Source organism: Morganella sp. TYF_1 (assembly GCF_043105645.1).
In the GTDB taxonomy this organism is placed as follows: Bacteria; Pseudomonadota; Gammaproteobacteria; order Enterobacterales; family Enterobacteriaceae; genus Morganella; species Morganella morganii_B.
Map to the genome: position 1 here is coordinate 68,716 of NZ_JBICLU010000010.1, position 20,186 is coordinate 88,901.

General features: G+C 49.5%; 18 protein-coding genes. 2 read left to right on the forward strand and 16 right to left on the reverse strand.

Annotation, left to right across the window (positions count from 1 at the left end; all coding sequences use genetic code 11):
* Position 1: 1 nt before the first annotated feature.
* From eutQ to ACF8OF_RS02875, 5 genes are all read right to left on the reverse strand, one after another.
* A complete protein-coding gene (gene eutQ, locus ACF8OF_RS02855; RefSeq protein WP_004236107.1) occupies positions 2–766 on the reverse strand; it encodes an ethanolamine utilization acetate kinase EutQ in 765 nt (254 codons plus the stop codon).
* A 12-nt stretch (positions 767–778) separates the two neighbouring features.
* Entirely contained in the window at positions 779–1,225 is a 447-nt protein-coding gene (gene eutP / locus ACF8OF_RS02860) for a EutP/PduV family microcompartment system protein (RefSeq protein ID WP_392495670.1), read from the reverse strand.
* A gap of 27 nt (positions 1,226–1,252) precedes the next feature.
* On the reverse strand, positions 1,253–1,588 hold the full coding sequence (eutS, locus tag ACF8OF_RS02865) for an ethanolamine utilization microcompartment protein EutS (protein WP_004236109.1): 336 nt from the start codon (positions 1,586–1,588) through the stop codon (positions 1,253–1,255).
* Positions 1,589–1,927: 339 nt separating this feature from the next.
* Positions 1,928–2,938 carry a M48 family metallopeptidase gene (locus ACF8OF_RS02870; protein WP_392495672.1) on the reverse strand — a complete coding sequence of 337 codons (1,011 nt, stop codon included), beginning with the start codon at positions 2,936–2,938 and terminating at the stop codon, positions 1,928–1,930.
* Entirely contained in the window at positions 2,935–4,152 is a 1,218-nt protein-coding gene (locus ACF8OF_RS02875; protein ID WP_392495674.1) for a YjgN family protein, read from the reverse strand. Before ACF8OF_RS02875 ends, ACF8OF_RS02870 begins: the two co-directional genes overlap by 4 nt.
* Before the next feature lie 355 nt (positions 4,153–4,507).
* On the opposite strand from ACF8OF_RS02875, the gene nirB reads away from it, so the two are divergent.
* Both nirB and nirD read left to right on the forward strand, forming a co-directional pair.
* Entirely contained in the window at positions 4,508–7,048 is a 2,541-nt protein-coding gene (nirB, locus tag ACF8OF_RS02880) for a nitrite reductase large subunit NirB (RefSeq protein ID WP_279796096.1), read from the forward strand.
* Between the two features lie 2 nt (positions 7,049–7,050).
* On the forward strand, positions 7,051–7,386 hold the full coding sequence (nirD, locus tag ACF8OF_RS02885) for a nitrite reductase small subunit NirD (protein WP_392495704.1): 336 nt from the start codon (positions 7,051–7,053) through the stop codon (positions 7,384–7,386).
* A 133-nt stretch (positions 7,387–7,519) separates the two neighbouring features.
* Here nirD and ACF8OF_RS02890 read toward each other — a convergent pair whose 3' ends face one another.
* From ACF8OF_RS02890 to cobA, 11 genes are all read right to left on the reverse strand, one after another.
* The gene (locus ACF8OF_RS02890) at positions 7,520–8,812 is read right to left on the reverse strand and encodes a dicarboxylate/amino acid:cation symporter (RefSeq protein ID WP_262883303.1); all 1,293 of its coding nucleotides are present in this window, start codon (positions 8,810–8,812) and stop codon (positions 7,520–7,522) included.
* A 232-nt stretch (positions 8,813–9,044) separates the two neighbouring features.
* On the reverse strand, positions 9,045–9,362 hold the full coding sequence (locus ACF8OF_RS02895) for a DUF4387 domain-containing protein (RefSeq protein WP_025154321.1): 318 nt from the start codon (positions 9,360–9,362) through the stop codon (positions 9,045–9,047).
* Positions 9,359–10,732 (reverse strand): DUF1446 domain-containing protein, encoded by a 1,374-nt coding sequence (locus tag ACF8OF_RS02900; protein WP_262883304.1) that lies wholly within the window; start codon positions 10,730–10,732, stop codon positions 9,359–9,361. Before ACF8OF_RS02900 ends, ACF8OF_RS02895 begins: the two co-directional genes overlap by 4 nt.
* Positions 10,733–10,741: 9 nt before the next feature.
* Positions 10,742–11,983, reverse strand: coding sequence for a methylaspartate ammonia-lyase (locus tag ACF8OF_RS02905; protein ID WP_392495675.1), 1,242 nt, complete (start codon positions 11,981–11,983; stop codon positions 10,742–10,744).
* Positions 11,983–13,428, reverse strand: coding sequence for a methylaspartate mutase subunit E (locus ACF8OF_RS02910; RefSeq protein WP_004236125.1), 1,446 nt, complete (start codon positions 13,426–13,428; stop codon positions 11,983–11,985). The genes ACF8OF_RS02905 and ACF8OF_RS02910 overlap by 1 nt, the downstream gene beginning before the upstream one ends.
* Before the next feature lie 21 nt (positions 13,429–13,449).
* The gene (glmL, locus tag ACF8OF_RS02915) at positions 13,450–14,841 is read right to left on the reverse strand and encodes a methylaspartate mutase accessory protein GlmL (protein WP_004236127.1); all 1,392 of its coding nucleotides are present in this window, start codon (positions 14,839–14,841) and stop codon (positions 13,450–13,452) included.
* Positions 14,841–15,281 (reverse strand): methylaspartate mutase subunit S, encoded by a 441-nt coding sequence (glmS, locus tag ACF8OF_RS02920; protein ID WP_004236129.1) that lies wholly within the window; start codon positions 15,279–15,281, stop codon positions 14,841–14,843. Before glmS ends, glmL begins: the two co-directional genes overlap by 1 nt.
* A gap of 658 nt (positions 15,282–15,939) precedes the next feature.
* The gene (locus ACF8OF_RS02925; RefSeq protein ID WP_392511429.1) at positions 15,940–16,641 is read right to left on the reverse strand and encodes a bifunctional precorrin-2 dehydrogenase/sirohydrochlorin ferrochelatase; all 702 of its coding nucleotides are present in this window, start codon (positions 16,639–16,641) and stop codon (positions 15,940–15,942) included.
* Positions 16,642–16,964: 323 nt separating this feature from the next.
* Positions 16,965–17,825, reverse strand: a complete 861-nt coding sequence (locus ACF8OF_RS02930; RefSeq protein WP_392495677.1) for a GHMP kinase — start codon at positions 17,823–17,825, stop codon at positions 16,965–16,967.
* Complete coding sequence (cobD, locus tag ACF8OF_RS02935) at positions 17,818–18,900, reverse strand: threonine-phosphate decarboxylase CobD (RefSeq protein ID WP_392495706.1); 1,083 nt, start codon at positions 18,898–18,900, stop codon at positions 17,818–17,820. Before cobD ends, ACF8OF_RS02930 begins: the two co-directional genes overlap by 8 nt.
* 63 nt (positions 18,901–18,963) lie before the next feature.
* Positions 18,964–19,749 (reverse strand): uroporphyrinogen-III C-methyltransferase, encoded by a 786-nt coding sequence (gene cobA, locus ACF8OF_RS02940; protein WP_262883309.1) that lies wholly within the window; start codon positions 19,747–19,749, stop codon positions 18,964–18,966.
* Positions 19,750–20,186: the final 437 nt, after the last annotated feature.

Here is a 20,186-nt window from a genome sequence, read left to right on the forward strand (position 1 = left end):
CTCAGCAATCCTGCCAGTTAGCCGGCCAGGCCACATACAGGAAACGGACAGTCGATGGTGTGCCGAACTCAATCGCGGAGCCTTTCGGGATAAACATCACATCACCGGCTTTCGCGATCATGGTTTCGCCCTGATGGCGTACATGCAGCTCGCCTTCCAGAACCAGATCCACTTCGTCGTAATTCAGTGTCCACGGGAAGAATGCGTTTTCCCACTGCATAAACCCGGCAGCCATGCTGCTGTTGTCCTGCGCAGTGATCAGATCCGCAATCCCGACACGGTGCGGACCCGCACCATCGAAATTACCGAATTTCACCGAGCTGCTGTCGACCACTTTAATGCCGCCTTTGCCGGTGACACTGCGGTAGCTCTGGGTATTCGGGGTATCAGTGTTCTCTTCCGCCGGTTTGAATGCCGCCACTTTCGCTTTAATCTGCGCGATACGCTCCTGCACCACTTTATCGACCAGTTGTGCAATCAAGGTTTCGGTGACATTGCCGTCAGGCAGCTGCGCGATAATGCACTCGCGGATTTTCTGACGCTCTGCGGATGAAATATTGGGTTCTGTTCCGGCGGTTGCCGCCAGCGGTGCGGCAGCCGGTGCGCTGTTCTGTGCGGCATCCACCTCACAGATCACAAAGCCCAATTGTTCAGCCACAACATGGGCTTCCGGCGTGACAATGCTCTCTTTCAGCACCACATCCAGGCGGGTTTTGCCTGCGGCGTGTGCTTCCCGGATGTCATTGGCCGTTATTAGTTTCTTCATCGGATATTCCTCTTATTGGCTGTCGGCTGTGGCCAAAAACTGTTTCACTTTCAGGACGTCATCAGGATCAAGGCTGTTGATGGCAAGTACCGGTTCCTCGAATCCCTGGGTGGAGAGTAACTCGCGCACGGCGGGCACATCCGCATCCGGTGCATCGGCTTTGCTGATAACCGCAAAGCGGCGCATATGAGGATAGATATCGAGTAATCCGGCTGGGATCCGGCACTCCGGGTTATTTGCCGCGTGGACATAAACCAGCACATCACAATCTGCCAGCGTATTAATCAGCGCGTGGTAGAGACGGGGATGGCTGAAATATTCACCCGGTGTATCAACACTGCCCTCATCATTGAACTCAATCGACTGTGTTTTACGCGCAAGATCAAAATCTCCCTGCAACGCATTGAATAATGTCGTTTTTCCTGCACCCACATCACCCACAAACACAATTCGTTTCATTCAGACGACATCCTTAACTGCACCCGCTCAGCTGCGGGTGATATCACAAACGGCATAATTGAGGAGCTGGCTTAACCCGCGAACAGTCTGGATCAATGCTTCTTCCACTGCGCCGACAGAGCCGTAAATCACGAGAGCACCGGTGAAACGGTCAAGAAAGCCGATGTCCACACCTGCGGCCTTTGTGGCAAGATCGCCCGCAATCATTGCGGTTTCGCCGGGTGTCAGCGTCATAATGCCGATGGCTTCTGCACCGGGAACCCCGATTTTTTTCGCCAGATCACTGCCCGGATGCGCAATCAGATGCGCCAGCGTGACCTGTTTGCCGGGAACAAATTCCTGGATGATACGTTCCTTTTCCATCGTGCTTACCTCGTCACTCTCCTCATAAGAATTGATTCAATCCTAGTCACACTCTGAAAAAGGGGATAACAAAAATCGGCAATCACGATTAAATGTTGAAACAGATCACTAATTGGCAGAATTGTTAATTTGGTAACAAACAGCGATCACCCAGGAAAAAGGCACGAAAATTGAATCTGTTATTTGTGACGGGATTGTTTCTGATGCGGTAATACGCAAAATACGGGGATTGCCTTGCCCGGGTTACCGGACGTAATATCTATCCGGCGGCAAAAGCGCAGAGGCCGGGCTGTCATGAAAACAGACCGGCAAACAGATGGTTACAACGACTCCGGATGATTATTCCTGATTTTCAATGGCCTTAATACGGCTTTCCCAGCCCGGATGTGTACTGAGAAATGAATTTTCGTCATCGTCTGCCGAATCTGATAATTTGGTAAAAACAGATATCATCCTTTTCAGTGAACGATGCTGCGCCTTCATTTCTTGCGCGGCAAATGCATCCGCATCCGTTTCCATATTACGGGAATAACTGAGTGCCAATAATGAACCGCCGGAATGCACCAGGGTGTCCTCAATCCCGTTGACATCGCCCGTGAACCACATAAAGGTAATGGCCAGCACTGACGATTCAACCAGAGAACGCATGACATGACGGTGATAATGATGCCCCATTTCATGCAGTAATATGGCCGCCAGCTCATCGTCATGATCGATCATGTTAATCAGGTCATCCGTCACAATAATAGTGCCATCAGACAGCGTAAATGCATTTGCCCCGTCTTCTGAGTGACGGAATGCGATTTTCAGCGGCAGCTTATCCTGCTTTAATTTATCCGGAATCACCGATAAAAACAGTTCAGTGATTTCCTGCTGTTTTTCTGCCGGTAACCGGCTTTTAGTGAAATATTCCCCGTCAATTAATTCCAGTGAATATTTCCCGAGATAAAGACTGAAATCATCAGGAACGATTTTTGTGATAGCCGATGACGCAGCCGGGATAAAGACCATAAAATAAAGCAGAAAGACACAGACGATGCCGGTAACGGAACCAATCAGCGCAAGTTTGTTTTTCTCAACGGCATGAATAAAAGCGCCGGACACTTTTTTACTGCTGACAACCGTGTGCAGAGGAACATTCCGGGGAGCGGTAAAACAATTCCCGTCAGGGAAAAAGAGTGAGTCAGGTAATGAGCCCAGCGGCTGAGAAAGGCGGCTTTCAGACAAGGCATACTCATGAGTATGCCCGTTTACAGTAATTCTCAGACGGGTATTTTCATTATCAGCCTCAAGATAAGCAACATGCTTCTCTGCCTTTCCCGCATACGTGAACTCACCGGTTATTTTCACAAAGAAACCCCGATATCAAAGGCATTCACTATTTCATCCTGAATCGCACCCGCCTTATTTTCATCATGCGCGCTGACCGTTGCCAGTGACATATCACCGATAATTTTCATATTTTCGGCCATATAGCGGGCATGGCGGATTTGCGCGACAGGTGTTGCAAATCCCAGCGTAAAAATAACCATCAGGCTGTTGGTGAACACCAGCATAAGATACGGAAAAAGCGAAATATCTGACCGGAAACGCAGCATGTTACCCAGAGAAACATGCGCGGAGACATAGCGGATAACCGCAACACGCAGATAAGCGGAAGTCACAATAAGCCCGCACAGAAAAATCAGATACATGGATACCACATTCACCGCAAACGATACCGGGGAAACCGTCATCTGATAATAATTTGCCATTGCTACCGTCATCATCATTTGCCACATAATGCTTCCGCCTAAGCAGATAAAAGGCAGTAATATCAGCGCTGCAATCACATAAAACTGAAGAAATTTTTTGAGTTCTGACTGAATAGCAAAGGGCTGTTTTCCATAGAATAACTGATTGAAAAACAGATCATAAATTCGTTTGGCCTGTACGGCAAATACCAGAAACATACCGGCCAGAATAATAATCATCTGGATAATGCCCTGTATGAAACTTGCTGTCGCATCACACCCGCCGGGCCCGGAGCACCGCATAAGAGTGGCTCCTGTTCCGCCAGCAATAACGGCAATAACCAGCATAGTGATTAATAAAAATGGCATAACCAGTATTACCCAGTACCCCTGAGCAAAGCGGCAATGATAATTGAAACGGATATTCCGGAATGAAGACATCAGGGTATTAAATCGCCAGGACCGTAAAATAAAATACGGTGATAAAATAAATAAAATCAGCAGAATACCAAGCTGTAATATCGGGTGAATTAAACCTGACAAAACATAAAGAAGTATAAACGCAATAACAATAATCCGGCTCAGCAGAAGATTCAGCGGTACGGCATGATAATCAAAGTGTGACCCGCCGATATCGGTATTACCGTAAAAATAACGACGTTTTCTGACCGCCGCCCAGGCAGAATATATCCCGAGAGTAAGAACTGTCAGGAACAGATTAACTATCCATATTTTGAAATACTCTCCGGATTTTCCGTGAAATTTCACATCATGAATTTCATCATCTTTGTCAACAACGATATCACTGAAAACGATTTTTTCATCATGCATGGGGTATCCGTTCCTCTTAAACTATTCCCTTTACGTTAGTTAAATATACCATTATCTGTTATTAATGACATTTAATTTTAATCCAGAACCCGTGCGATATATTATGAAATATTTGTTCACCATTAAATGAGTAAAAATAACCGGTTTAAAAAATAATATGTCAATTAATATATAAAGACAGATAATATGGCGGAGCCCCCGGCATGCAGATACCTCTTCAGGAGTATTGACAAAAATTATTTAAAGCAACTATTTACATAAGCTGAATTGATTAAGCTGCATTTGATATACATCAATGAGAAAAACCGGGATCGCCGTATTTTTAGCCTTAATCCACACAAAATCTGAGGCTGAAATGAGCAACGTCAAGTTAGCAATCATCGGTAACGGCATGGTCGGTCATCGCTTTACCGAAGAGCTTACCGATAAAGCGGACGCCGGACAGTTCGATATCACCGTATTCTGCGAAGAGCCACGTGTCGCCTATGACCGCGTGCATCTTTCCTCCTATTTTTCCCATCATACGGCAGAAGAATTATCGCTGGTCAAACCCGGTTTCCATGAGAAACATAATATTACGGTATTAACCAATGAACGGGTGATCACCGTTAACCGGCAGGAAAAGGTGCTGCACACCAATACCGGCCGCACCGTGCATTACGACAAACTGGTGATAGCGACCGGCTCTTATCCGTGGATCCCGCCGATTAAAGGCAGTGATACCCGCGACTGCTTTGTTTACCGCACGATTGAAGATCTCAATGCCATTGAGGCCTGTGCCCGCCGCAGCCGCAAGGGTGTGGTTATCGGTGGCGGTCTGCTGGGACTGGAAGCCGCAGGTGCGCTGAAAAATCTGGGCATTGAAACGCATGTTATTGAGTTTTCGCCGGTATTAATGGCGGAACAGCTTGATGCACTCGGCGGTGAACAGCTGAAGCAAAAAATTGAGCGGATGGGTGTAACGGTACATACCGGCAAAAACACCACAGAAATTACCGCATCCGATAACGGAGAGAGCCGCAAAGTGCTGCATTTTGCCGACGGTTCATCATTGGAGACTGATTTTGTCGTTTTCTCCACTGGGATACGCCCGCGTGACCGCCTTGCCCGCCAGTGCGGACTGGCTGTGGCGGAGCGCGGCGGCCTGGTGATCAACGATCAGTGTCAGACATCTGACCCGGATGTGTATGCAATCGGGGAATGCGCGTCATGGCACGGCAGAACTTACGGGCTGGTCGCGCCGGGCTACAAAATGGCACAGGTGGCGGCGGATCATCTGCTGGGGCAGGAAAATCAGTTTACCGGCGCGGATATGAGCGCAAAACTGAAACTGCTGGGTGTGGATGTCGGTGGTATCGGCAACACACATGCGACAGATGACGGCTGCCACAGTTATATTTATCTCGATGAAGCCAATGAGGTTTATAAGCGGCTGATTGTCAGCGACGATAATAAATATCTGCTGGGTGCGGTGCTGGTCGGGGATACCGAAGACTACGGTAATCTGCTGCAACTGGCACTCAACCGCATCGAACTGCCGGAAAATCCGGATGTTCTGATCCTGCCTGCCCACGCCGGCAGCAAACCGGCAATCGGCGTGGAGTCTCTGCCGGACAGCGCGCAAATCTGTTCCTGTTTTGATGTCACCAAAGGGGATATTATTCAGGCCATTCATAACGGCTGCCAGACGGTGGCAGATATTAAAGCGGAAACCAAGGCCGGAACCGGCTGCGGCGGGTGTGTTCCGCTGATCACACAGGTACTGAATGCCGAACTGACCAATCTGGGTATTGAGGTGAATCATCACCTCTGTGAGCATTTTGCCTATTCACGCCAGGAGCTGTATCACCTGATCCGCGTGGAAAAAATCACAACCTTTGATGAGCTGCTGGGCCGCTATGGCGAAGGTTACGGCTGTGAAGTGTGCAAACCCACTATCGGTTCCCTGCTCGCCTCCTGCCGGAATGACTATATTCTCCGCGACGACCTGGTACCGCTACAGGATACCAACGATAATTTCCTCGCTAATATGCAGAAGGACGGTACCTATTCGGTGATCCCGCGTTCGCCGGGCGGCGAAATCACCCCGGAAGGTTTACTGACCATCGGTGCGGTTGCGCAGGAATATCATCTGTATACCAAAATTACCGGCTCACAGCGCATTGCCATGTTCGGGGCACAAAAGCAGGATTTACCGGCTATCTGGGAAAAACTGATCGCCGCCGGATTTGAAACCGGGCACGCCTATGCCAAAGCACTGCGGATGGCGAAAACCTGTGTCGGCACGGCATGGTGCCGGTTCGGGGTTGGTGACAGCACCGCGCTGGGCGTTGAGCTGGAGCACCGCTATAAAGGTATCCGCACCCCGCATAAAATGAAATTCGGCATCTCAGGCTGTACCCGCGAGTGTTCCGAGGCGCAGGGCAAAGATATCGGGATTATCGCCACAGACAAAGGCTGGAACCTGTATGTCTGCGGAAACGGCGGCATGAAACCGCGCCACGGCGATCTGCTGATGGCTGACCTCGATAAAGAGACACTGATACGCTACATCGACCGCTTTATGATGTTTTACATCCGTACCGCCGACAAACTCAGCCGGACATCCACCTGGCTGGAAAGCCTCGAAGGCGGGATTGATTACCTGCGGGATGTGATTGTCAGCGACAAACTGGGACTGAATGCACAGCTGGAGCAGGAACTGGCACTGCTGCGCGAAAAAGTGACCTGTGAGTGGCAGGAAACAGTGAACAATCCGCATGCCCGCAAGCGCTTCAGTCACTTTATTAACAGCCCGCTGCCGGATCCGAATGTGCAAATGATAAGTGAGCGCTTACAACATCGTCCGGCCCGCCCGGAAGAGCGGATTGCGGTCACTCTGATCGGGGAGGAATAATGATGAGTCAATGGATTACGGTTTGTCAGGTCAGTGATATCACCCCCGGAACCGGCGTGTGTGCGCTGGTAAAGGGTGAACAGGTAGCACTGTTTCGCCCTTATCCGGACGATCGCATTTTTGCCCTGAGTAATATCGATCCCTTTGCGCAGGCCAGCGTGCTGTCGCGCGGATTAATTGCGGAACACAATAATGAACTGTGGATTGTCAGCCCGCTGAAAAAACAGCGTTTCCGGCTGACGGACGGGCTATGTGCGGAAGATGCCGCCTATTCCGTTACCCCCTTTGCCGTTAAGGTGACAGATGGCACAGTGAGTGTTTCAGCTGTATCTCAATAATCTTACACAAAAAAAAGCGCAAAATAACTGAGGGTATTTTGCGCTTAATACATGACACATAAAACGGTTTTTTATTGCGGCGCGGTACCGGTATCCCTGTACCGCGCCTGTCTTGTTTCTTCTGAACGCCCGGTCAGGCTGATGTTGCCTGTGACACCGGAGGTTCAATAACTGACTTTGGTTTTCCGCGGCAGCCTTCACCGTAGTGCTCGCCTTCCCAGCGGCCAACCATTGCAGCCCCGATAGCGTTACTCATCACGTTAGTGGCAGAGCGGCCCATATCAAGGAACGGATCCACACCCATCAGCAGAATCAGACCCGCTTCCGGAATGTTAAACTGGTTCAGCGTCGCCGCGATAACCACCAGAGACGCACGCGGTACACCGGCCATCCCTTTCGAGGTCAGCATCAGAATCAGCAGCATGGTGATCTGCTCACCCATAGACAGGGTGATGTTACATGCCTGAGCGATAAAGATAACTGCGAATGAACAGTAAGCCATTGAACCGACGAGGTTAAAGGAATAACCGATTGGCAGTACGAAGCTGGCGATTTTATTGGAAACACCGAACTCTTCCAGTTTTTCCAGCGTTCCCGGGAATGCCGCTTCAGAACTTGATGTGGTGAATGCCAGCAGTGCAGGCTCAGTGATACCTTTGGTCAGACGGAAGATACAGCGGCCGACAACCAGTGCAGCCAGACCAATCAGAATCACCCACAGCATCGCCAGTGTGAAGTAGAACTCACCCATAAAGATACCGGCGCTGACCAGTACACCCAGGCCGCGTTCTGCGATCATACCGGAGATAGCGGCAAACACAGTCAGTGGCGCAAACAGCATCACGTAACCGGTTAATTTCAGCATCAGGCTGACGAGGGATTCCAGTACGTTGATGATCGGCATACCTTTCTCACCGATAGCGGAGAGACTGATACCCATAAAGATGGAGAATACAACGATTTGCAGAATTTCGTTACGCGCCATCGCGTCAACGATACTGGTCGGGATCGCATGGGCAATAAAGGTTTTGAAGGAGAAAGGAACCGGTTCCACCATGCCTTCAACCGCACCGGCAGTATCTGCAACGAAGTTAATACCTGCGCCCGGCTGGAACAGGTTAACGATAACCAGACCTAACAGGATTGAGATAAAGGATGCACAGATAAATAAGAACAGTGTTTTGGAGAAAACACGACCTAACGTTTTCGCATCACCCATTTTCGCAATACCAACAACCAGTGTTGATATAATCAATGGCGCGATAATCATTTTAATCAGACGTAAGAAGATATCGGTAATAATAGAGATATCTTTTGCATAGACCTTATTAAATTCAGCAGATGCCATCTCGTTAAAGCTGAAGCCGACAATCACACCGACAATAAGGCCAATGACTATCCAAGTGGTTAAACTCTTCGATTTCATAATAATTCCATTCTGTGTTGGGTCGCATTTGTTCTCAACTTACTTAATATCCTCTGAAATTTTATTTCAGTTATTTTTACCCAGCCTTCCGTGGCTTTAAATATTAAATAAATTTATACAACACACTGAGAAAAATGACGATTTCTGTTTCTGAAATCGATGCGGAGTACAGGGAAGCCCCGTACGCCACACCGAGTTGTCGTACTAATGAGATATTGAATGAGTGATATTGTTAAATATCAAATTCCATTTTTAATAAAGGCGCATGTTGCTGGGCACCATAAACATCGGTATCTCCGACAGCACCAGAAACAATATGTCTCGGCATGACAATTTTCACAGCGTTCGCCGGGTCAAACCAGACAATATTATCGATAAAGTCAGGTTTCACACAGTACAGACCGGCAACTACGTCTTTATTAAATTGTTTTGAATTTTTTACCGCGGTATAAGTTTCTTTATCCTTGAATAAAATATCCATCACAATTTCATACGGACCGGAGTTTTTAGAACGCACAACTTTGGCTAATTCTAAAATTGACTTTTTCATTTCGCCACTCCTTCAGGTGTTACATTCTCCATACGGAACCGGAATTTAATATCCGGGGTGTATTCCATCAGATGATAGATGGAGAATTCATACACTTTACCGGCACGGATATCCGACGGAGAGAACGGGAAGGCTAAGTTGCCTGCGGTGGCGATACGGCCATCATACCCGTAGTGCAGCATAGTGGAACGCGCCAGGGAACAAATACTGTCCGCCTGCTCCTGAGTCGGAGCAACAACATCCAGTAAAATACCCAGCTCATAACTCTTGGTGACCGTTTCAGGTTCTGCGTCACCCATCACACCGTTTTTACCGTACAGATGGAAATTCATTTTCACGGTATCAGGGTCGATGCTGAGGTTTTTCTCAACACTTTTACGCACTTCCACCAGAATCTTATCCATACCGGCGATCATGATAGGGTCATGCGTACCGGCGATAGTGATGGTGCGGTAACCGACCGGGCGGGCCGCTTCCAGTTTAACGGTATACGGTGTTGATACATGGCGTGAACCGGTTACACGAACCTGTCCGTTACCCAGATCTTCAAACTTACACTCTTTCAGATCCAGCACGCCGCCCGGTCCCGGTAATACATACGGGTTGGATTTCTCATACAGGGTGTGAGCCGCTGCTGAGGTGTCCGTAAACTTACGGATCGGGTTGAATGCTTTCAGGGTGAAACCGGTTTCGTCGATAATACCCATTGCACAGTCGGAGCCGGAACCCGGGGTGGCTGCGATTGCCGCACACTCCAGAATCTTACCGCAGTGCAGAGCCAGACCTTCGTCGAACCCTTTCATAATCGGCAGTGCCGCGAAGCAGCAAGGGTCATAAGCACGGCCGGCCAGCACAACCTGAGCACCGGCTGCCAGTGCTTCCTGGAACGGCTCGACACCCATCTGAGCAACGATATAGGTACTTTCGTCGATCACTTCATGCGTCAGTTCAGGCACAAACGCCAGCGGCGTGATTTTGCCTGCATCCAGTGCTTCGTGAACGGTTTTCTTCTCAATGTCCGCCGGGATCAGGGCCATCTTAAATGACAGTCCTTCTTCCTTTGCCAGTTCCAGAATGATTTCACGGCACCATTCCAGATGCGGCTGTGCACCTGAGCCACCGGCAGTTCCGACGACAACCGGAATATTGTTTTTCACACCCGCTTTCAGCATATAACGCAGGTCGCGTTTTACCCCGGCACGGTCGGTAAAGGCTTTACCGGAACCGAGGTAGTGAGGACCCGGGTCAGAAGACCCGGCGTCGACGGCGATAAGATCCGGCGATTCTTCCATCGCCTTCATAAAACTCTCTTCCGGAAATCCGTACCCCAGGATGGCAGTAGGGGACAGGATTTTAAATGTCCTGGACATAATGCTTCCTTATGCTTTTGCTTTCAGTACAGCCAGTGTGCGGTTCATTTCGTTATGAACAATGTTCATACCTTCATCGAAGCCCATACCCGGCTTGATCAGCATACGCATCGGACGTGTTGCAATCGCGATATGCACACAGGTACGCGCACTGACGTCGGTTTCGTTACAGGTACCGCCCTGGTATGCTTCCATATCGTGTTTCTGGCAGTACAGCACCGCGTCAGCGATGTTGTGAACAGAGCCCAGGTCAGGCGTTTTGATCTGAACCATGTCACAGCAGCCGGCATCCGTGAAGTCGATGATGTCCTGACAGGTGTTACACCATTCGTCAGCAACGATTTTGACTTTGGAACCCAGTTTTTTCAGGTGATCCATAATGCCTTTCATCAGGCGGATCTGGTCTGGTTTGTTACCCGCATCAACCGGACCTTCGATGTACAGTTCCAGATCACCGGCCTGCTCCTGCAGACTTGCGATGTACTCTGCGCAGCGAATCGGATCTTTGTCGAAAATTAAACCGATGGTGCCGTAAACGTCGATATGCAGTGACGGTTTGTAGGTGTCTTCTGTGCGTAACTCAACGATACGCTTGGCCAGCCACTCAACATAAGCGCGCAGTTTTTCACCCTGACGGCCCAGTTTTTCATCCACGTTGTTGATAAGGCCGTGCGGCAGAACGTCAACGTGTTTGAGGATCATTTTGTCCACAGCGTTGTAGCGGTCATCACCACTCTGACCGAACAGAGGGATTGGGTCAGCCACAACCGGCAGATGCCACTCGTCGCACACAACTTCAGCTTTCAGACGGTTGCTTGCCAGCGCGGTGGCGTCAAGCAGTGCCTGGGACAGACCATAACGGATAGCGGTGTGCAGTTGTTTGCCTTCCACTTTCAGTTCATCGAAGAACTTAGCGTTGTTGCGGAACTCACTGACATCACGGCCTTCCAGCAGCGGTTTGATGTGTTTTTCCAGGAACGGAATGAAGTTTTCCGCCAGGAATAACGGGTCACGACCACCCGCACCGGAGTACTGAACTGCGGCACAGTCACCCATTGCCACTGAACCGTTTTCCAGGATTAACTGGACTGACACACACTCACCCGCCTGACGCACTGCGGTAAAGCCCGGCGTGACCGGCTTACCGGTGTAAACGAAACCGTCGTGACCTGCGCCGTCTTTGATAGCCTGCTGGTCGTCAAAATAGAAGGATGAGTTACCCGCCGTGAACAATGCCTGTTTAATTTTCATTATGGTCTTCCTACTAATTTACTGTGAGATACTGCGTTAATATCATCAATAATCATCTGGAATGAAGCTTCACGACCCTCTTCGCGGGCACGCTCAGCAACGAAATCATGGTGCATAGACAGAACGTCATCCGGCAGCGGAACTGCGCCTGCGTCGAACACACGAATTGCGCCGTTGTTGTCGCGGATAGGCATCATCTTGCCGGAGTTACACATCGCAGGAGCGAACGGAATATCCAGAACACCGGCTTCGAATGCGCGGACAGTACCGACGGCAATGTCGCCGTTACCCAGTTCAAGGACTTTCTTCATCACTGCGCGGACTTCGCGTTTAATCAGTTCCACTTCCAGATCCACGTCTTTGCACGGCGGGAATTTCTGGTCACGGACCATGTTCAGCATCTGGTTGGAGGCACGCAGACCCTGGCAGTTCGCTTCCGCAGTCGGGATACCGAATGCTTCATGCGGAGACTTGGTGATCACTTTGGTTGCACCGGACATACCGGCAACCGCCGCACCCCAGGAAATAACGGCTGCCGCACGGGATTCATCTTCAGGGAAACCGCCCATCCACTGGTGAAATACGGTACTCAGCTCATAATCTTCGTAGCCGTAAGCGCGGAAGTATTCATGAGACAGTTCACGCAGGGAGCGGATTGCCGCGATATCCTGCACTAAGTTACCGACCTGGCCGTAACCGACGGTGATGGATTTAACGCCCTGCTCCAGCGCCACCAGACCTTCGATAATTGCCACAGTGTGAGAAATAAATGGCGGGATCAGCGTACCGGTTAACGGACCGAATGGTTCGCGGTTGATACGGATACCGTTTTCTTCATATAAACCGATGACGCGGTCGCAGTACTGCCAGTCACGGATGGATTTTTCCAGGGTGACGCGTTTTGCGTAAGGGATGTTATAGGAGATACCACCGCCTTCGTAACTGGTGAAACCACTCGCCATGGAGATTTCACACAGCAGACGTGCATCCGGCGTCCCGTGACGGATCTGCAGTGGTTTATCCAGGGATTCAGTGATGTGACGGCAGGCGGCAACACCGTGGTTAACCACCGGCAGGCCGTTCAGTTTAGAGGTACCGGCTTCAACAGATTTCTGGATACCGACTGCCGCTTCTTCATAACGGTTCAGACGGGTATACGCATCGATAGTGGTCGGCAGCAGATCACACTCTTTCTGCAGTTTTTTCAGCAGCTCGATGTGCTCTTCGATTAAGGCAACACCGGCACGCGGCTGGCTTAATGTGATGCCGTCGCGGTCAGCTTCGAATAATTTTTTGGCAAAGTTTTTATCTTCAGAGATAGTCGCCTGATATTTGACGCCATCTTCAAAGTTTTCCACGTCTTTCCCTGTCACCCAGGTCTTTAATACGTCTTTGCGCTCGGCCATGAAGTCGTCGATTGCAATTTTTTTATTCTTCAGTTCCATTTAATGGCTCCAATAATCTTGCTATCTGGTCAAAATCTGCACGCCGGTCTGAGCTGCTGCTTTCGGATACCGGCAGGCGACGTTGGCTAACAGAGGAAATAACCCTTGTGAATCCCGGTAGTACTCAAATTCGTCCGGCAGCAGAATCTGACGGCCTTTGTTATCGAATTTGCGGTACCGCATATACTGTTTGATGTCAAAATCAGCTGTCCGCGACAACCAGCCGCCGGTACCGATGATTTTGCTGACCCGTGATAAATCACGGCCAATCTGTAAATCCACCGTACCTGCACAGGTGGTCACCTGCTGTTTTGTGCCCGCATGGCGTTCAGTGCCCAGTGCGACACAAATACCGGCTAACAGATGGTCATAAACACGTTCTTCATCCGTCTGAGGCAGATAATCAGGGTGCTCATTGACATAACGGGTGTAGCGGTAAAAGGCATCCAGCTGCTCCGGATGATTCACAAACTGCGCTTCGGCTAATTCGCGGCCTGCTTCACCGGCGATCACCGCCGATACACGCATGCCAAGGTCACCTTCCACAGTCCGTTTCACTTTCGGCTCCGGAATCCCGTGTAAAATGGTATCCGGCAGTAAGCTGTTGTTGCAGGACGAATAAATATCCGTCGTTGCGCCACCCATATCCATCAGCACAAACTCTTCCCAGCCGGGAACGTTGTCACGGATTTGCTGTACTAACTCAAAGACAGAGAATGGTGTCGGACGCGGCTCTTCGCCGGTCTGTTCAACAATGACGTCCAGTCCCTTGCCCTTCACAATCTTTTTCAGAAAGATGTCACAGATAGCTTTACGCGCATCAAACGGGTTCGGACTATCCAGACTCGGTAAAATGTTGTTAACGACAGTCAGTTCTTTATGGCCGAGGATCTCAGCAATATCGTCCTGAATATCACGGTTGCCCGCATAAATGATGGAGCAGTTCAGATCGGATTCCGCCAGCATTTTCGCGTTTTGTAATCCGTATCCGACATCGCCGCCATCCGTCCCGCCGGTGAACAGGAAAATATCCGGGGGTGTCTGTTCGAGTTTGCGGATATCAGTCCGGTTGAGCTTGTACGCAAAGTGCTGAGACACTTTTGCGCCCGCTGAGTGAGCAGTGACTTTTGCTGACTCAAGGGTGATTGTCGGAACCAGACCCAGTGCCGCTACCGCTAACCCGCCTTTGGCGGAAGAGGAATAATTAATGTTAACTTTCCCGGCTTCCAGTAAAGGACGCGCATCAGACACATTGAGGATTTTATTCAGTACAGTGAAAAATCCGTCTGCCAGATGGTCAATCGTCGTGGGGGTCAGGGCATAATTCTTTAATTCAATATGATCATCACTTCCCACGTCGAACACGGCACCTTTTGTCCAGGTTGAACCGATATCTATCGAGACGTTGATCATTACGCGGTCATTCCTTCTTTACGTGCCGGGCTTTTTTCAATGTCTTTTTTCATGACATCGCAGACGTATTCCAGGTCTGTGCTCGGGAAGAAGACGCGGTTAAAGCCCATATCGCTGAATTTTTTCTCGATTTCAGCCGGTTCCTGTTTACCGATAACCAGGTTACCGCCGACATACAGCAGAATTTCGCCCAGACCACGTTCGATGCAGCGCTCACGCATACCTAAACAGTCCACTTCGCCGTGACCGTAAATAGAGGAAACAACAATGGCCTGTGCGCCGGTTTCAATAGCGGCGTCGATATATTCGTCCTGGCTGACCATGACACCCAGGTTAATCACATTAAAATTATGCTGGGAAAACACGCGATCTAAAACTTTGTTACCGACGGCATGGCAATCGGCACCAATTACACCAATAACAATGGTAGGCTTCTGCATGATATACCTCTAAATAAACTGAATGTTCGGAATTAAAGTTAAAACAAAACCGGTTAAATCCGTTTGGTATTAATTAAGAAAATATCTAAGTACAAATCTGGTATTCATCCCTATTTAATTCCTTAACTTTCCACTGATGATAATGTGCAATTCAGGGGATTTAAAAACAATTGATATAAAGTAAGGATATCTTGCGAAAATGGAATGGTTTTCAGCGGGAGATAAAACACGATGCAGATCACACTTAAATTTCATTTAAAATCATATGGATACCATCAAAAACAACAAACAAAAACTTTAATTAACAATTATTTAAACCTAATGATAAATAAATCAATCCTGATTTTGTGATCGTCGTTATATTATTGAATTCACCGTAAATAGCAATTAATTTTTAATGTTTAAACTATATTTTATAGTATATTTTATATGAATATATTTTGATAAATAATGACGAAATAGTGTGACACACATCTTATTAAATCATGTAACGGAATGCGATAAAGAAATAAAAAAACGAATGATGCAAAAAAGTAAAAATTTTATTATTAATATGATAAAAACACTGTTCTTTTTTTGTTATCCCGTGGCTGAAATAAACCATTCAGCTCACATAATTACCCCGGAACCGCTATTTCGGTGCCGGGATTTTATTTTTTCAGTGAGTACCGTGTTCTTCGGTAAACTGAGCCAGCAGGTAATTGAGATAGTCAGTCAGCAGTTCATCATCGTCCAGCGGCAGAAGTTGTTCCAGGGCAGTATCGGTAAAAAACGTCTGCCAGAACTGCCGTTTGGCATCGCGGGAAGCATGAGTGGCTTTTACCTGCTCACGCAATCGTGCGGCGGCACGCAGTTTCACCGGCGCATCCGCCGGAATTGCCTGCATGACACGGTGTTTCAGGAACTGTGTATAGACCGGGTTTCCGCCGCAGGTCAGCGCAATCTGAACCGGCGGCACATCAATGGTGGCCGGGGAGATAAATGAGGCACTTTCCGGCGCGTCAGTGACGTTACAGAAGCAGTGGCGGGCATTAGCCTGTTCCAGCACCTGCTGATTGATTTCCGGTGAGTCCGTCGCGGCAAAGGCCAGCCAGCAGCTTTGCGGCCACAGTGCGGCATCAAAGTCCGCTTCCGTCAGGGTCAGATGCGGGTTTTCCGCCAGAGCGGTGAGGTCTCCGTGAAACCAGCGGGCAATGACGGTGACATGCGCCCCGGCCTGTAACAGTGTCCGGCATTTATGGGCGGCGACTTCCCCGCCACCCACGATCAGGCAGGTTTTTCCCTGTAAATCACAAAAAAGCGGATAACGCAGCATAGTGTCTCCTTTGCGGACAGCGTCAGAATCAGTTGTCTGAATCATATCCTGCCCGTTGCCGGGACGCAGCAAAGCAGCGCGTACTTTGTGGGGCAGCGCGTTAAATTGCGGGGGAATGATCAGCCCCGTCATCCATAACACGCATGCTTTTCGTTTCTCTGCCGGTTATCTGCCTTTTACTTTGACATGATGAAAACCGTAGATGTGGTTCTGAAGAAAAATCAGCGCGGAGGTCATCCGCTAAATTATTCAATTTGCAGCAAGGCGGCAAACGAAAGAAACCGGGGAGCATACATCAGTATGTGACCCGGTTTATTGAGTGCAGCCAACACAGCTGCGGATTGAAGAATGACGCGGATGGGGGAGGATTAGCGGACGCCGCCGGGTGCCATGCTCACCTCATGCACCTGAGGGTAGAATCTGTCCAGCTGATGCCGCTGGATCCAGTCATAAATAAAATCTTTGTCATGCAGGGTGTCATCATAGATAAGCCCGGCGACGCTGCCGCTGTGGGCAACATTCAGGCCGTAAATCTTTCCTTTATCTGCCAGCGCACGCAGTTCACTGAAGCCGGGTTTGGGCAGCAGATCCTGGCTGGCGATCGCACTCAGAGTGGCTGCTTCGCCCAGGCGTTGCGGATCCTGCTGTTCACAGGCGACGGTAAGCTGTTTCCAGGCCTGATCCAGCAGGGATTCCCGCGCCAGCAGTGCGGCACGGCGATCACGTTTATGAAAATCTTCTGTCAGTACCACATCCGGGCTTTCCAGCAGCAACAGTTTCAGATCCGGCGCCCAGCCGAGTGATATTTGTGTCTCAGCCGTCTGGTGATCAAACAGTGTCAGGGAAGAAAAGAGTGTGCTGTCTGTCGGTTCAACCGCCACACACAGTTCTGCGAGGGTTTCCGGTGATAACTCATGACCGTAAAAGCGCGCGGTGGCCTGGGCAGTGGCGGCAATATCCGCCGTACTGCTCGCCAGCCCTTTGCCGACAGGGATGGTGGATTCATATTCGATCCGCAGCATACCGGTGGCTTCCGGGACAATATCCAGATGTTTCAGCACCTGTTCGAGCATCTGGCGCATACGGGGCCGTTCCAGCCCCAGCGGAACACCCTCTTCCACCGAGACATAGCTGTACCAGTTGATGGGGCAGGAAACCAGTTTTTCGCCCCCGAGGATCCATCCCTGCAACAATTCTCCGCAGGATGCCGGACAATGTGCCTCAGCCATGTTGAAATACCTGTTTTAATGCGCCGATAAGGTGACGGTTTTCCGCCTGACTGCGGACCGCGATCCGGTAATAAGAGCCATCCAGCCCCGGGTAGTTCTGACAGCGGCGGATCAGCAGCTTATATTTCAGCAGTGCGGACTGAAGTTCCACGCCGTTCAGGCAGCGGATAAAGATGTAGTTTGCTGCCGGTTGCCGGATTTTCAGCAGCGGAAACTGCCGCAGTTCATTGCACAGATATTCCCGCTGGGCGGCAATAAAATCCTGTGTTTTGCGGATGTATGCTTCATCATCCAGCAGCACCTCGCCCACCAGCGCCGCCAGGCCGTTGATCGTCCAAGGCTCACGCCAGGCTTTCAGGTTGCTGATGATGTGGCTGTCGCCGCACAGCAGATAACCGAGGCGAAGACCGGGAATGGCGAAAAATTTTGTCAGTGAACGCAGCAGATAAAGGTAGCGGGTTTCCGGCAGACGCGCTGTCAGCGGTGATCCTTCCGGCATAAAATCAATAAAGGCTTCATCGACAATCAGATGAATATGACGGGATTCACACAGGGACACCAGTTTGTGCAGCAGCGCGGTGTCCGGCATCAGCCCGGTCGGGTTATTCGGCGTGGCGATAAAGACGCAGTCCGGGCGGCGGGCTTCAATATCCGCCAGCAGGGATTCATCCGGCTGGAAATCATTCTCTTCCGTCAGCGGGTGTTCGATGATATCGCAGCCCTGCTGTTCCAGTGCTCTGCGGTATTCGGCAAATCCGGGGGTTAACAGTAATGCGCTGTGAGGATTGAGATGGCGCACCAGCGCGTAAATCAGTTCTGTCTCTCCGTTACCGGCAATGACCTGCCCCAGCTCACAACCGGCACCTTTAGCCAGTGCGGCATGCAGATAGCGGTATTCAATATCCGGGTAGCGTTCAATAACAGACAGGTTATCGCGGATGATGGCTTTAACCCTCTCGGGCGGCCCCTGCGGATTAATATTGGCACTGAAATCGAAGATAGATGCGGGTGAGATGCCGAGGAGCTCAGCCACCTCTACCACATTACCACCGTGTTCGCTCATAGCCTCCTCCAAATGTAAGGGCTGCACACAGTATCACCTGCATACAGCCGGATGCTTATTATTTTAAGGATAATACTATGACGCAGCGTCTAATGGGGCTTCCTGCGTAATATCAATTTGTGTGGCAGCAAATGCCAGGATCTGGTGCAGATTCACCACATTACCGACGACAATCAGTGCCGGCGGATGTAATTTATGACGCGCAGCCTCTTCCGGTAAGGTGGCGAGGGTGGCGGTAACCACCTGCTGGCGCTGCTGGCTGGCATACATGACCACGGCGGCCGGGGTATCCGGTGATTTTCCGCCGTCGATCAGGAGCTGGCTGATTTCAGCCAGACGGGTCATCCCCATCAGGATCACCAGCGTACCGTTAAGGGCAGCCAATGCGTTCCAGTTCTGCGGCTCATTCCCCTGACACATATGACCGGTGACCACATGGAAGCTTGATGCGTGATCGCGGTGAGTGACCGGAATGCCTGCATATGCCAGTCCGCCGATAGAGGAACTGATCCCCGGGATAACCTCAAAATCGAGGCCGTTCTGTGCCAGGGATTCCGCTTCTTCACCACCGCGCCCGAACACATACGGATCCCCGCCTTTCAGGCGCACCACATTTTTACCTTCTGCGGCATATTTCACCAGGATGGCATTGATTTCTTCCTGCGGCACCGGATGGTGATTCGGTGTTTTACCGACATTGATGATTTTGCAGTCCGCCGGGGCACAGGCGATCAGCTCAGGATTGACAAGACGATCATGCACCAGCACTTCGGCATGACGTATACAGTGAAGTCCCTTTACGGTAATTAATGATGCATCTCCGGGTCCGGCTCCGACCAGCCATACTTTACCTTTGCTCATTTTATTGCCTTATCAATCAGATTAATCAACATGAAAAAATCACATCATTTTATTCGTTATGCACAACACCTGGTGGTGATAAAAAATACTATTTATTAATGATGTTTTGTCGTTGGACAGCAGTATTAATTACCCGTGAATTTTATTCTTTGATCTATTCACGATAAATGCGTAATAAAGACAATTCTGTTTAATATTTTGTATTATTAAATAATCACAGGAAAAAATATATGACTAATATCCCAATAATACGTTCACGTGGCGGAAGAGTTCATGAAAAAAAATCAAGTAGATCATGCACTTTCAAGCAGCTGAAATAAATAGCTTTTTACATTCAGCTCATAAAAACAGGTTATTATAATCAACAAAACAGCTGTTATTTATGAAATTATCATTAACAAATAATAAAAACAAGATCATTTAATTAACATATTTGC